This window comes from Mobiluncus sp. (assembly GCF_985070215.1).
Genome location: NZ_CFKZQR010000049.1, coordinates 1 through 13,362 on the forward strand (window position 1 = coordinate 1; position 13,362 = coordinate 13,362).

14 protein-coding genes are annotated in these 13,362 nt (G+C 59.6%); 10 read left to right on the forward strand and 4 right to left on the reverse strand.

The window, feature by feature from the left end; all coding sequences use genetic code 11:
* Window positions 1-131: 131 nt before the first annotated feature.
* Window positions 132-2,426, reverse strand: coding sequence for a carbamoyltransferase HypF (gene hypF / locus AC5LBQ_RS08440; protein WP_493265196.1), 2,295 nt, complete (start codon window positions 2,424-2,426; stop codon window positions 132-134).
* 119 nt (window positions 2,427-2,545) lie between these two features.
* On the opposite strand from hypF, the gene AC5LBQ_RS08445 reads away from it, so the two are divergent.
* The 6 genes from AC5LBQ_RS08445 to AC5LBQ_RS08470 all read left to right on the forward strand — a co-directional run bounded on the left by AC5LBQ_RS08445 (window position 2,546) and on the right by AC5LBQ_RS08470 (window position 8,747).
* Window positions 2,546-2,896: a hydrogenase maturation nickel metallochaperone HypA gene (locus tag AC5LBQ_RS08445; RefSeq protein WP_493265197.1), complete on the forward strand. Its 351-nt coding sequence runs from the start codon at window positions 2,546-2,548 to the stop codon at window positions 2,894-2,896.
* Between the two features lies 1 nt (window position 2,897).
* Window positions 2,898-3,686 (forward strand): hydrogenase nickel incorporation protein HypB, encoded by a 789-nt coding sequence (hypB, locus tag AC5LBQ_RS08450; RefSeq protein WP_493265198.1) that lies wholly within the window; start codon window positions 2,898-2,900, stop codon window positions 3,684-3,686.
* A 127-nt stretch (window positions 3,687-3,813) separates the two neighbouring features.
* On the forward strand, window positions 3,814-5,025 hold the full coding sequence (locus tag AC5LBQ_RS08455; RefSeq protein WP_493265199.1) for a hydrogenase small subunit: 1,212 nt from the start codon (window positions 3,814-3,816) through the stop codon (window positions 5,023-5,025).
* Window positions 5,025-6,767 carry a nickel-dependent hydrogenase large subunit gene (locus tag AC5LBQ_RS08460; protein WP_493265200.1) on the forward strand — a complete coding sequence of 581 codons (1,743 nt, stop codon included), beginning with the start codon at window positions 5,025-5,027 and terminating at the stop codon, window positions 6,765-6,767. Before AC5LBQ_RS08455 ends, AC5LBQ_RS08460 begins: the two co-directional genes overlap by 1 nt.
* The gene (gene cybH / locus AC5LBQ_RS08465) at window positions 6,764-8,098 is read left to right on the forward strand and encodes a Ni/Fe-hydrogenase, b-type cytochrome subunit (protein WP_295027877.1); all 1,335 of its coding nucleotides are present in this window, start codon (window positions 6,764-6,766) and stop codon (window positions 8,096-8,098) included. Before AC5LBQ_RS08460 ends, cybH begins: the two co-directional genes overlap by 4 nt.
* 10 nt (window positions 8,099-8,108) lie before the next feature.
* Entirely contained in the window at window positions 8,109-8,747 is a 639-nt protein-coding gene (locus tag AC5LBQ_RS08470) for a hydrogenase maturation protease (RefSeq protein WP_493265201.1), read from the forward strand.
* A gap of 14 nt (window positions 8,748-8,761) precedes the next feature.
* Here the strand turns inward: AC5LBQ_RS08470 and AC5LBQ_RS08475 are convergent, their stop codons facing one another.
* Window positions 8,762-9,148 carry a hydrogenase maturation nickel metallochaperone HypA/HybF gene (locus AC5LBQ_RS08475; protein WP_493265202.1) on the reverse strand — a complete coding sequence of 129 codons (387 nt, stop codon included), beginning with the start codon at window positions 9,146-9,148 and terminating at the stop codon, window positions 8,762-8,764.
* Window positions 9,149-9,171: 23 nt separating this feature from the next.
* Between AC5LBQ_RS08475 and AC5LBQ_RS08480 the strand changes: the two genes are divergently transcribed.
* The 4 genes from AC5LBQ_RS08480 to AC5LBQ_RS08495 all read left to right on the forward strand — a co-directional run bounded on the left by AC5LBQ_RS08480 (window position 9,172) and on the right by AC5LBQ_RS08495 (window position 11,622).
* Entirely contained in the window at window positions 9,172-10,425 is a 1,254-nt protein-coding gene (locus AC5LBQ_RS08480; RefSeq protein ID WP_493265203.1) for a nickel-dependent hydrogenase large subunit, read from the forward strand.
* A 61-nt stretch (window positions 10,426-10,486) separates the two neighbouring features.
* Window positions 10,487-10,714, forward strand: coding sequence for a HypC/HybG/HupF family hydrogenase formation chaperone (locus AC5LBQ_RS08485; protein ID WP_282922523.1), 228 nt, complete (start codon window positions 10,487-10,489; stop codon window positions 10,712-10,714).
* A 151-nt stretch (window positions 10,715-10,865) separates the two neighbouring features.
* Window positions 10,866-11,252 (forward strand): hypothetical protein, encoded by a 387-nt coding sequence (locus tag AC5LBQ_RS08490; protein ID WP_493265204.1) that lies wholly within the window; start codon window positions 10,866-10,868, stop codon window positions 11,250-11,252.
* Window positions 11,253-11,262: 10 nt separating this feature from the next.
* Window positions 11,263-11,622 (forward strand): hypothetical protein, encoded by a 360-nt coding sequence (locus tag AC5LBQ_RS08495; protein ID WP_295027889.1) that lies wholly within the window; start codon window positions 11,263-11,265, stop codon window positions 11,620-11,622.
* A 124-nt stretch (window positions 11,623-11,746) separates the two neighbouring features.
* On the opposite strand, the gene AC5LBQ_RS08500 is transcribed toward AC5LBQ_RS08495, so the two are convergent.
* On the reverse strand, window positions 11,747-12,169 hold the full coding sequence (locus AC5LBQ_RS08500; RefSeq protein WP_295027891.1) for an Hsp20/alpha crystallin family protein: 423 nt from the start codon (window positions 12,167-12,169) through the stop codon (window positions 11,747-11,749).
* A gap of 231 nt (window positions 12,170-12,400) precedes the next feature.
* Window positions 12,401-13,362: uroporphyrinogen decarboxylase family protein (locus AC5LBQ_RS08505; protein ID WP_493265205.1), on the reverse strand; the 962-nt coding region annotated here is incomplete at its 5' end.

A 13,362-nucleotide genomic window follows, 5' to 3' on the forward strand; every position in this document is an offset into this window, starting at 1 on the left:
CCCGACAGAATTGTACTTATAGGGGGAGAATAGCCGGGTAGCTGCCATTATTGGCAGCTACCCGGCTATTCTCCCCCTATAATCCACACCCGTCCAATAGGCGTGGCGAAATTACAGGTCAGAGTGCCACTTCAGCACGCGCCGAGAACTGCCGTCCACGCTTGCCCTAGGCTGAGGCCCCCATCATTAGGCGGTACGTTCTGGTGGGTCAGCACCCGGTATCCGCTCTCCTCCAGGAATCCCACAAAGTGCCTGGTAAACAGCCGATTGAGAGCGACCCCGCCAGTCAGTCCCACCGTTTTTGTGTCCGCCTGCTCGGCGGCTTGACGGGCTTGATTCCCCAGCAGCTGCGCCAAGCCCACGTGGAAAGCCCAAGCCCGCTGCCCGACCGGCCGGTCAGCGTCACCCAACTGCTCGACGAGCTCCAGGTAACTGTCCACCTGCGGCAAAACTGCCTCCGGGTGGGCGTTTACCCAGCCGGTAGCCACGTGCTCCAGCTCCATCGCCGCTTGAGCCTCATAGGTCACCTCGGTGCGAATCTCTAAAATCGCCGCGGCCGCATCGAACAGCCGCCCGCAACTGGTGGTCGCGCTCATCCCGAAACCACTGTCCAGCTGGCTTTTCACCAGTTCCAGTTCAGTTGATTTGCCTTGCCGCTCCCCAATTTCGGCGCTGATTGCCTCTGTAATCCAGTCCAGGCCCCAATCGTGGGCAACCCCCAACGCGACCCGCCAAGGATAGCGCACCGCTCGGTCACCACCGACTAGGCTGAAAGTCGGCACGTGCGCACTTCTCTGCCACTGCGAGCCCTCAATATTCAGGACTTCTCCGCCCCAAATGGTGCCGTCCGTCCCGTAGCCGGTGCCATCCACCGCCACCACAACCGCCGGATCGAGCCAGGAATGTTCCACCAACAGGGAATAGGCGTGGGCGACGTGATGCTGCACCTGGGCCAGTTCGATGTCTTGAGAGGCGGCAAAACGCTCGGCCCAACTGACCGTGGAATAGTTCGGGTGCAGGTCACACACAACTTTCTCGGGTCGTTGTCGCTGGAAGTTCAGCATTTGCGTCACCGCTCGGTCGAATGCTTCCTGGCTGGCGAGCGTGCCCATATCCCCGATATGCCCCGAAATATGCGCCCAGCTCCCATGAGCTAGGCAGAACGTGTTTTTCAGTTCTCCGCCCACCGCCAATATCGGCACGGTGGCCGGCCGCGACAGCGCGACCGGCAGCGGCGCATAGCCCCGAGAACGCCGCGAAGGAATGGTGACCTGCGAGTTAGCCAGAAATACAGAGTCCTCCATCGGCAGGTGAATGTCACGGTCGTGAAACACGAACGCATCGACTATTCCTGCCAGCCGTTCGGCCGCGTCTTCGTTCGTGAAACACAGCGGTTCTCCCGCCAGGTTTCCCGACGTCGCCACCAGCGCCATCTGGGCACATTTCCCGCTCAACAACTCCAGGTGCAGCGGCGCGTAGGGCAGCAAAATCCCCACGTCCCCCAACCCGGGAGCAATCGCGGGAGCCAAGTCATATTCCGCTCCGAACGGAGCGATCACAATCGGACGGGCGGCAGTTTGCAGCGTGCGCAGCTGGTCCGCATCGAGCTGAGCGAGCCGGGCCGCGGCCGCAGCATCCCCCACCATGACCGCAAACGGCTTATCTCCCCGATTTTTCCGTTTCCGCAGCCGAGCGACCGCCTCCTCGTTGCGGGCATCGCACATGAGGTGAAAGCCGCCGATGCCTTTCACCGCCAGGATTTCCCCGGCACACAGCCGCCGGCGGGCTTCGTCCAGAGCCGCGGCTATCAACGGCCGGCGATCCCCCTCGGGCGGGCGCAAATCCGGGACGTCAGCGGGGCTGACCCACAGCACTGGACCGCAGTCGTAGCAGCTGACGGGCTGGGCGTGATAACGCCGGTTGGTCGGGTTCGTGTATTCCTCGTGACAAGCGGGACACATCGGAAACTTCACCATAGTCGTGGTGTCGCGGTCATAAGGGAGGTCGACCATGATGGTGGCGCGTGGTCCGCAGTTCGTACAGGTGGTGAAGGGATAGAGGTGGCGTCGGTTCGTCGGGTCAGCCATTTCGGCTTGGCAGTCAGGACAGGTGGCGGTGTCCGGGGGTATCAACGTGCGGGCGCCGGAGCGACGGCGGGAAGGCACGATACGGAACTCAGTTTCGTCCTCCTGCTCGGGCAGGTCTTTGGACACGTTGCGCAACACGCTGGCTAACGGAGGCAGGGTCGCCAGCATGGTTTCCATGAAACCCTCCACCGCCGCGAGCGTGCCTTGGGCTTCGATAAACACCGACTCGTCGTCATTGCCCACGAAACCGGTGATGGGGAACTGGGCGGCGACCTGAGCAACGTGCGGGCGGAAACCGACTCCCTGCACCACACCCCGCAACTCATACGCTCGGCGCATCTCTAACCTCCTGTCCGCAATCTGGCTCACCCCTAAGCCTAGTAGTTCTGACGTCCTAAGGCAGAAAACGGTAAGGTGGAATGCGCCGCGAGGAACCCGAAACTCAGTGAGGAGACACTATGCACGAAGTCGCCTTGTCCCAACAACTCGCTCGCGTGGTAGCGCGCGGGGCGGCGGGACGCGAAGTACTGTCTGTCCAGGTAGAAGTCGGGCATCTGCGTCAGGTTGTGCCCGAGGCGCTGCTCTTTGCTTGGAGCGCGGTACGAAAAAGCACCCTCCGAGGTCCCGCCGAGCTGCACATCACCGAGATTCCGGCAGTCGTCGTCTGCCAGAAATGCCAGGCGAAAACGCAGCTGGGCGAGTATCTGGATTTCCGTTGCGGCCAGTGTTCTTCCCGTGAGGTCCAGACAATCAGCGGCGAAGAGTTTAGAGTGGTGTCTATAGATGTCACGCCAGAGAGGAATCACTAACATGGGACGTTTTCATCGCCACGACGACGGCACAGTACACGAACATGACCACGGGGATCATCCCCACCACCACGATCACGGCGACTACGTGGCAGACCCGGAAGTTATCGGGGATCACTCGGGATACGACACCGAACGCGAACGCATCGAGATTTTGGAAGACATCTATGCGGAAAATGACCACTTAGCCCAACACAACCGGGAATCTTTCGCCGCACACGGGGTGAAAGTCGTGAACCTCATGAGTTCACCAGGGTCGGGCAAGACAACTTTGCTGGAGCGTACTTTGGCTCAACTGCAGGGCAAACTGCGGGTCGGAATCATTGAAGGCGACATTGAAACGCCCCTGGACGCCGAGCGTTTGGGCGGCTACGGCGCCCAAATTTCCCTGTTGAATACCGGTCACGGTTTCGGCGGGGAATGTCACCTGGACGCCCCCATGGTGCATCATGCCCTGGACGAATTGGATCTCAGCCAGTTGGATTTGGTCATTATCGAAAACGTGGGCAACCTGGTGTGCCCAGCCGAATTTGATGTCGGCGAGACCGCGAAAGCCATGCTGTTCTCGATTACAGAGGGCGAGGACAAGCCGTTGAAGTATCCGGTCATGTTCCGCTCGGTGAAAATCGTGGTGGTGAACAAGATGGATTTGGCTCCCTACCTGAACTTCGACATGGGCAAATTCCGCGGCTACCTCGAGCAGGTCAATCCGGGCGTGAAGGTTATCGAGATTTCCGCCCAGAATGGCGACGGTGTCGACGCGTGGGTTAAATGGCTGGAAAATCTGTGAATTAATCATTTTCGTTTTGCGAAAAAGGAATACGATTTTTACCCGGTTTTTAGGCTCAACTGCGAAAACGAGGTAGGATAATAGCACGGACGTTGTTGTCCATTTCGATACTACTGAGGGACCGCATATGAGCTATGAGATTAAACCTTGGCGGGCGGGTACGCTCGCAGACAACCTTGCCAGTGCTGGCGTGAGCAGACGTGACTTTGTCAAGTTCTGTGCCGGTTTGGCGGCTATCTTCGCGGTAGGGACTCCCGAGCTAGCGCACGCCTCTGCGGCGCGGACTGCTGGCGAAGAACTGGCCGACAAGCTGGGAGCTATCACGAAACCGAACGTGGTGTGGCTCCAACTACAGGAATGCACCGGTTGCATGGAATCTACACTGCGTTCCGGCGGTACCACAGTGGAAGAAGTCGTCCTGAATCTGCTGTCCGTCAACTACAACGAACTCGTGATGGCCGCTTCCGGGGAAGCCGCCGAAAAGGCCTTGGCCGACACGAACGCGAAGGAACACATCCTGGTCGTCAACGGTTCCATTCCGCTCAAGGACGGTGGCATCTATTGCACCATCGGCGGTAAGTCCACAGAACAGATACTGCGGGAATCCGCTGAGAACGCCACCATGATTCTGGCAGTCGGGGCCTGCGCGGTCTTTGGCTCGGTGCAGGCTGCCAAACCCAATCCCACCGGCGCGGTCGGAGTGGACGAAATCATCAAGGACAAGCAGGTCATCAACGTATCCGGCTGCCCTCCGATTGGGGAAGTCATCACCGCCTCCCTGGCTTACATTCTGACTCATGGCAAAGCCCCCGAACTCGACTCCGAGGGTCGCCCGCTGTTCGCCTACGGCCAGCGTATCCACGACTCGTGCCCGCGCCGCCCACACTTCGACGCCGGCCAATACGTGCGCAGCTTCGACGATGCCGGAGCCCGCGAAGGCTGGTGCCTCTACGATGTAGGTTGTAAAGGACCTTCCACCTTTAGCCCCTGCCCGATTTTGCAGTGGAACCTCAAGGCCGGTTGGCCTATCGGCGCTGGTCACCCCTGTATCGGTTGTACGGAACGTGATTTTTATGATCGTTTCACGCCTTTCTACCAGAAACTGCCTACAGTTCCTGGTTTTGGGGTGGAAGCCACCGCAGAAAAGATTGGCCTGGGTCTGACCGGTGTCGTCGCCGCGGGTGTGGCGGTTCACGCCGGTGTGACCGCCGCTCGTGCTGCCGCCGACCGCAAAGCCACCAAGAACTCCCCGATGGCCGCGTTCGGCGATACCCCCACCGATTCCCCCAGCTCGTCGTCAACAGAGGCAGCTACTGAACAGAACAGCGAGGCTAAGTAATGACAGAGAAAGTTCTCATTGATCCTTTGACCCGTATTGAGGGTCACCTGCGCATCGAGATGGAAACCGAAGGGAAACAAATCAAAAAAGCCTGGAGCGTCAGTACCCAGTTCCGTGGTATCGAAACCATCGTTCAAAATCGCGATCCCCGCGATGTGTGGGCCTTCGTCCAGCGGATTTGCGGGGTTTGCACCTCGGTGCACGCCATCGCTTCCATCACCGCGGTAGAGAATGCGATTGGCTCCAACCCGCCGGAGAATGCGCGGTTGATTCGTTCCCTGGTCCTAGGTTCGCAAGAAATCCAAGATCACGTCATTCACTTCTATCACCTGCACGCCCTGGACTTCGTCAACGTGGTGAACGCCGCGAAAGCCGACCCGGAAAAGACTCTGGAGTTCGCGCATTCCATCGGTTCCAAGTGGCGCGGCAACAACCTGAAGCGTTTCACGGAAGTTCGGGACACGGTTCAGCAGGTGCTGGATTCCGGCCAGCTGTCGATTTTCACCGGCGGCTACTGGGACCACCCCGACTACCGCCTGCCTCCCGAAGCTGACCTGATGTGCGTCGCGCACTACCTGGATGCTTTGGAATTCCAGCGGTCCATGATTCGTATCAACACGGTGTTCGGCGGCAAGAACCCCCACCCGAACTTCCTGGTGGGCGGCATGGCTTGCTCTATTGACCCGAACTCGTCAGAATCCATCAACCAAGTCCAGATGGATCAAATCAAGACTTGGATTGACGAAATCGTTGAGTTTGTCAATGACTGCTACTACCCCGATGTATTGGCGATTGCCGGAGTTTACAAGGACTACTTCGATATTGGCGCAACCCACCCGAACTACCTCGCGGTCGGTTTGGCCGGGTCCATTTTTGCTGGTGATCCCAATAAGTCCCGTATCTCCTCTTCACACACGGCCATTAAGCCGGGGGTCATCATGGGCGGAGACATCAGCAAGGTTCTCCCCTTCGACCCGCACAAGATTGAAGAGTTCATCAGCTCGGCCTGGTACGAGTACTCGGTGGGGGACGATAAAGGTTTGACCCCGGACAAGGGCGAAACCACCGTCAAGTACACCGGCCCCGAGCCACCTTTTGAATGGCTGAGCGACAACGATAAGTACACCTGGTCGAAAGCGCCGCGCTATGACGGCAAGCCGATGCAGGTCGGACCGGTGGCACGCATGATGCTGGCCTACGCTCAGGGCTACGAACCGGTCAAAAAGCTCGTTGATGGGGCTATCGATACCCTGGGGATTACCCCGGCACAGATTAACTCCACGATGGGGCGCACTTTTGCTCGCGCCGCGGAAGCCACGGTTTCCGCCCAGCTGCTGTTGGAGGACTACAACGCCCTGGTCGACAACATTAAGGAAGGCCGGATTGACGTTTTCGATGCCAGCAAGTGGGAGCCGTCCAGCTGGCCGGCGCAGTGCGAGGGTTACTCGTTCGTTGAGGTCGCCCGTGGCGACCTATCCCACTGGGTCTCCATTAAGGACGGCAAGGTCGAGCGGTACCAGGCGGTCGTGCCTACCACTTGGCTGGCCGGGGGTCGTGATGCCAACGGCGTGACCGGCCCTTATGAAGAATCCTTAATGGGCACCGGCACTCACCCGCTGGTCGATCCGAAGGCCCCGCTGGAGCCGATGCGCACCATCCACTCTTATGATCCGTGCATGTCCTGCGGGGTGCACATCCTCGATCCGGACGGGAAACTGATTGGCGAGGCGGTGACCTCATGAGTACCGAGAGCACTCCTGCCCCGGATTCGTTGACCGGAGGCACGGCCACGGGAACCGTGCAGGCCAGCCCGGCTTCCGGCGCATCCCCGCAGGGACAAAACCAGATTCAGTTCTTTGCGGCGGACAGCAACCAGGCGAACGGTATCGAGGTTGGCGGCGGCTTCAGCTGCTCTGACCTGTCGATGCGTCGTCTCTTGGCGATGGCAGCGGTTTCTCCCGAGGGCAGCACCGACCCGGTTGATGTCGCCCTTAAGGAGTCCCTGCGCTACCGTTTCCGCCACGGTGCCCCGAATGTTGACATTCCCGCCGCGGACTTCGATCCTCCGCACGAACGTCGCTATTCCCTGGCGCGTATCGCTGACATGCGGCGCACCAAGACGGGCGAATCGAAACCGACCGTGATTGTGCGCGGCGATTTGGAATCCGTCATGAACGTGGCTCAGCCCAAGCGCGCTCAGCGTACCCTGTTGCGCAAGAACGCCCAGATGGCGGGCTCGCGTGGCTACCGCTGCCTAGGGGTCGCCACCGCCACCGTGGACGAAAACGGTGAACTCACCCCGTTCCAGATGGAAGGCTTCGTCAACGTCCGCCCGGTCGGCACCGGATTGCAGGGCGGCGACCTGACCCCCACCACGGAGGACTGGGTCCGCTTGAGCGTGTGGTCCGCAAGCCTGCGTTTCCTGCACTGGCTGAACGTACTGTTGATTGTGATGCTGTCCATCACCGGGTACTACATCATGGATCCATTCTTTGGCGACACGTTCTTCCGTGGTGTCGAAATCGGGTACCTGATGGGGATTATGCGTTTTATCCACTTCACCTGTGCGTTCACCTGGATGGCGGTCGGCGTGGTCCGGGTCTTTATCGCTTTCGTTTCCAAGGACCGCTATATGCGCTGGGAAACGTTCTGGCCGTTAAAGAAAAAGCAAGATTGGAAACATCTGGGCGAGACGTTGGGGTTCTACCTGTTCCTGCGCAAGGAAAGCCCGCTGTACGTGGCGCACAACCCGCTGCAGCAACTCACCTACACGTCCATTTACGTGCTGGGTGCTTTCCAAATGGTCATCGGCCTGGCGCTTTACGCTTTGCCCCACCGCTACGAGGGCCTGTTCTGGCAGATTATGGCCGCTCCGAACGACTGGTTTGGTATCCCGCAAATGCGGCTGATTCACGCCGCCATCATGTTCCTGTTCTGGGGTTTCGTGATTGCGCACATCTACCTGGCTTTCCGGGCGGATTCCCTAGAACGTCACGGCGGTATCTCGGCCATGATTTCCGGCGGTGTGTGGATGCGCCGCACGTCTAAGCCGGTTGATGCCCCCGAACTGTAGAAAGGTTTTGATGGATCAAGGTGTAAAGCCTACCGCACGCACTGCGGCGGCTCTCTCCGCCGCGGTTTCCCATTCACCAGACACCCCGGACCCGCTCGATGGTCAGGTTCCGTTGCCGGATATTTCCGACGTCGATGCCACCGGCTGGGCCGGGGCGCGTTTTACCGTCCTGGCGGTGGGCAACCCGATTATGGGCGACGACGGTATCGGCCTCCAGATTTTAGCTGGCCTCCAGCAGCTCCTGCCGACCCGTCCCGCCTGGCAGGCTGCGCAAAAGGCCGGTGAGTTGGCTCTGCTGGAGGGCGGTACCGGCGGCATGGAGCTGGTGCCGGTGGTGCAGGAATCTGAACAGTTGTTGATTCTGGATTCGGTGGCTCCCGGCAACGGGCGCACCCCCGGGCAAACCCTGCACCTGAGTGGGGATCACGTGCCGCGCCTGCTTTCCATGAAAATGTCGCCTCACCAGGTAGGTTTGCTCGATATTTTGACTTCGGCCCGCCTGACCGGCAAGGAACCTCGCGTTCTCGAAGTCGTCGGGGTGGTCAGTGAAAACGTGGATTTGCGCCTGGGTCTGACCGAGAGTGCCCGGGGCGGTATCCCCAGCGCGGTCGGACTCGCGGCGGAAGTCCTCGATTCCTGGCTCAGCTGAAAACCCCGCGCGGACTAGGAATCCACGGCGCTGTTGGCGTCCGCCAGCGCGGTGTCCCACTGCACCCAGGCGATTTTGAACTCACGCCCGTGAGTCAGGTTACCGGTGGGCATCCCGCATTCCGGGCAAGCTAGGGCAAAAAACTCATCGATGGGCACGTCCCGGGCGCAACGCGGACAGTACACGCTGGCGGGAATGCTGGTGACTTCCAGCTCTGCTTCGGCGCAAATACTGTCCTGCCGGGCGATAGGCCAGGAACCGTAGAGCGCTTCGGGAATCGCCCCGGACATAGCGCCAACCTCGAGCGCGACCTTTTCAACTCGGGTAACCTGGGAATCAGCCTGAGCGGCCGCATTTTCGACCGCCGCCACCACCGAAGTTAACAGCCCAAGTTCATGCATAAATCAATTGTCTCAGGAGAATCATGAAAATCAATCTTGACGAAATCATCGACCCGATGGAGGGACGCATCGTCGTCACCCACGATTCTTCCGGCCGCCCGCACGCCCGCTTTGACCTGCAGGGCTTGCCGCGGGTTGATGCCATGTTGGAAGGCAAAACCGCGCTCGAAGCCCTGACAATGACCGAGCACCTGTGCGGAATTTGCCCGGTCGCGCATCACTTGGCCGGGACCCGGGCGCTAGATGCGTTGAGCGGTTTACCCCCGATTGTTCCCGCGGCGCAGCTCACCCGCCGACTGCTGCACTACGGTTCGATTGTGGAAGCCCATTCGTTGCGGTTTTTGATGCAGGACCGTGACGCCGGGGTGACGCTGAAACGGGTGTCGAAAAAGATGCTGGTCGCGGCCGGTTCGCCGGGTCATTTTCCGGCTACGGCAGTACCCGGCGGGGTCAGCGTGTGGCCGACTGCCCCGGCCTTGTGCGACCTGTCCGCAAACCTGGCCGCGGCCCGAGACACCGCCGAGCATCTCTGCGATTCGGCGTTAGCGCCCCACCTGGAACCGGTCGGGACCGGCGACTTCGACGGAGCGGACGTGGCGCTCATCGATGAAAACGGCGCCCCGGACGTGTTCGGAACCAAGGTCAGAGTGGTGCGGGATACCAGCACGATAGACGAGTTTGATTTTTCCCAGTGGAATGAACGGGTCACGGAGGAAATTCCCGGTTCACCTGCTCCCCGGCCATACTTGCGGGCTGACGGACCTGAAAACGGACGCTACCGGGTCGGGCCGGTCGCCCAGCTTTCTATTGGTACTTTGCTCACCTCGCGGGCGGCGGCAGCACAAGAGCGGTGGCTGGCTGGTGCACGCGATGCCGCCGGGGCTCGTGCCATCATGACTTTGCATGTCTTGGAACGCACCGAAACCCTGACCGAGCAGCTCACTGAACTCGTGGAGGGCCGCGACCTGGGAGAACTCGTGGATCCGGCCACCGTGCAGTTCACGCCAGGCAGCGGGACCGGACTGGTGGACGGGCCGCGCGGCATCCTCGCCCACACCTATACCATCGGAGCCGACGGCACGATTCAAGCGGCACGCATCCTCACCCCCACCGCCCAAAACGAACCCTGGCTGGCACAACTGCTGACCCAGGCTAGCGCCCTAGACCAGGCACAACAGACCGGAGCTTGGGAACAATCCATTCGCGAAGCCGACCCCTGCCTGCCCATCAGTTCCGCCCCTGCCGGCCAGATGGGACTGAAAGTCGAAAACGTCTAGAATAGGGAGAGCGGGAGCGGTTCGGCTCACGATTCGCGTCCCCGCTGGAAAGGATCCAGTCATGTGCGTAGGAGTGCCCTGCCAGATTTTGTCGATTACCCCCGGCGTGATGCCGATGGGACGCATCGACGTGGCTGGTCAAGTGCAAGACGCCTGCATGGCCTACGTTCCCGAAGCACGCGTGGGTGATTATGTCCTGATTCAAAATGGGTTTGCGATGAACCTGCTGACCCCGGAGGAAGCTCAGGAATCTCTGGATACCTGGCGGGAACTGGGCATGATTTCCTAGCGATTCACCGTTTTGGCGCAGTCCAGGGCGCCGGCCGTGGTGAAATCAGGATTAGCGTAGCATATCACGAGAGCGCCAATTTTTATCAAACTTAGGCGCACCTGTGTAGAATAAATGCTAGGTTTTACCCGCACTCAAGTAAGGATTCATAATGGCATGTTTTCTTGTTCCCACCGCTGAAGCTGTCGCGGTGACGGCTGTGAAAAAGCATCTCGCCCATAAAGCCAAGACCGGCGAAGCCTCGGAAAAGTCCGAGCGCACCCTGATTTTGGTTCGCAAACTGAACTGGCTGACGAACCTGCTGTGGGGCGGGGCTGTGCTGTTGATGTTTGAACACTTCTGGCATGGCGAAGTCGTGCCATATTTCCCATTCCTCACGGCGGCCGCCAACCCTGAAGACGCACGACAAATGCTCTTTGAGATGGGCACTGTCGGAGTCGGAATGGCCGTGCTGGTGACGGTCGTTTGGGCTGTAGGACTCGCGGTTATTCGCGCTACCGAACGCCGCGGCGTCACCGAGACGAACCCAAAAGCGTAAGGAGCCGGACATGACCCTACTAATTACTCTCTTTGCCGCCATTGCCTCGACCGCGTGGTGGTATTCCCACGCTCCGCAATCCAAGATGCGGGTAGACCTGCTGTGCTGGATGTACTGGGGCGCTTCCCTGATGTGGATTGTGGACTTGATTTCTGAATACATCGCAGACGGTGTTGAGGTGTTCAACCCAGAGCCCCTCGATATGCTCAATGATGCCTACCTGGGCCTGTTCGTGGTGGCCTTGGGCGGCATGATTTGGGCGGTTTACTTGATTGTCAAGGATCCGCGCGGTGTGCGTCCCCCGCTGGATGCCCCGGTCACCACCCCGGAAACCTCCGCTGAAACGAAAGATTCGGTTTCTGTCGGCTAGTTTTCGGTAGCGAGACTTTCAAAAAATTCGACACTCTCCCCGGTCAAGCACTTTGACCGGGGAGAATTATTATTCACAAGGGCGGGGCCGGGGTTTCCCGGTTTGTGGTGCGGTCCGCCCGCCGTTAGTTTTCGATGACCTTGTCGGCATCGCCGCCCACTGCGACTTGAATCTTGCGCGGCTTGTTCTCTTCGGCGACCGGAATAGTCACGGTCAGAACCCCACCTTCATACGAGGCGGCGATTCGGTCCACAGCCAGGCCGTATCCCAAGGTCAGCTGGCGAGCAAAGGTCCCGGCGGGACGCTCGCGGTTCAGCCAGTGCAGGTCCTCGCCCTCGGTGGGTTTGCGCTGGGCAGAGATAGTCAAGGTGCGATCCTCGACATCGATGTCAATAGTCGCGGGGTCCACACCGGGCAGGTCCACGCGGGCAACGAACTTGTCGCCCTCCCGGTACAGATCCAGGGGCATCGCCGGGGTCGCCGGAGAGTGCATCGCCGTGTTGAACATGCGATCAATTTCAGCAAACGGGTCACGATAGGTAGCCATGATTTGTATCCTCCATGTTGTTTTGCAGTTTGGGTTGTTTTTCAGTTTTCAGCTGCGGTCCCGGTTTTTCCCGGTTCCATTCAGTACAACAACCAGATTAGCACTCTTATTCCCAGAGTGCCAGCCAAACTTGATACGTATAGACTCAACTTTGATTTTTCAGACACGTATACGCAGGTAGACAGCGTAAATTAAGCTGAGGGAAAATCTGGCGAGAACCGCCGCAAACCGTTAAAACCGATAGTCGTGGATGAAATCAACCAGCTGGTGAACCTCGGCGGGGTCCGATTCCGGATCCAACCGACCCGCCACGTTGAAAACATGAGCAGGCGCACTCAACCCGGATTCCAGCACTTCGCGAGCCGCGGCCCGCACCTCATCACCACCCAGCAGAATGAGGTCCGGGTCGAGATTACCCTGCAAGACTTTGCCCGGCGCGATGCTGGCCGCCTCCGCGAGGGCCAAATCCTCGCCAACGCCCAGCACGTCAACATAAGGGGCAACCGAGGACAGCAAATGTTCAGCACCGAGGCTGCAGGAAATCCGGGTGATGTCGTCATCAAACTCGTTGAAAATATCGCGCGCGTAGGATTCCGCCAAGCACGAGTACTCCCCCTCGGTCAACGTCCGCACCCACGGATCTACCAACTGAATCACTTCAGCTCCCCCCCGCACTTGTGCAGCCAGGAAATTCCGCACCAGACTCGAAGTCCAGCCCATGAGCCGCTCCCAGTTGCGCGGCTGGGACTGCATGAAGATGCGGGTCTGCAGGTTTTGCGGGGCGCTGACTGAGCCTTCCACCAGCAGTGACGACAGTACGAAAGGCGCTCCAGCAATGGCGATGAGGGCTTTTTCCGGCGCGAGTTCGCTGCGCTGCGCCCGACTGACAGCCTCGACCCGCGACCAATCAGGGTCGGGCAGAGCCAGAACTCGATCCACATCCATAGTAGAGCGCAAGGGGCGCAGGGGTTCACCGTTGGGAGCAATCTGGCGCGCCAGATCAAAACCCACCAGCCGCAAGGGAAACAGCACGTCAGAAGTACACAGGGCGGCGTCTACATCAAATTGCTGCACCGGGGTCAACGCGGTGTTTACCCCAACTTCAGGAAGCAGACAATAATCCACCTGTTCGCGCCCGCTCAAATCCTGCCAATTGTCGGGGTGCTGAAACACAGACTGCCCCAAGAACCACA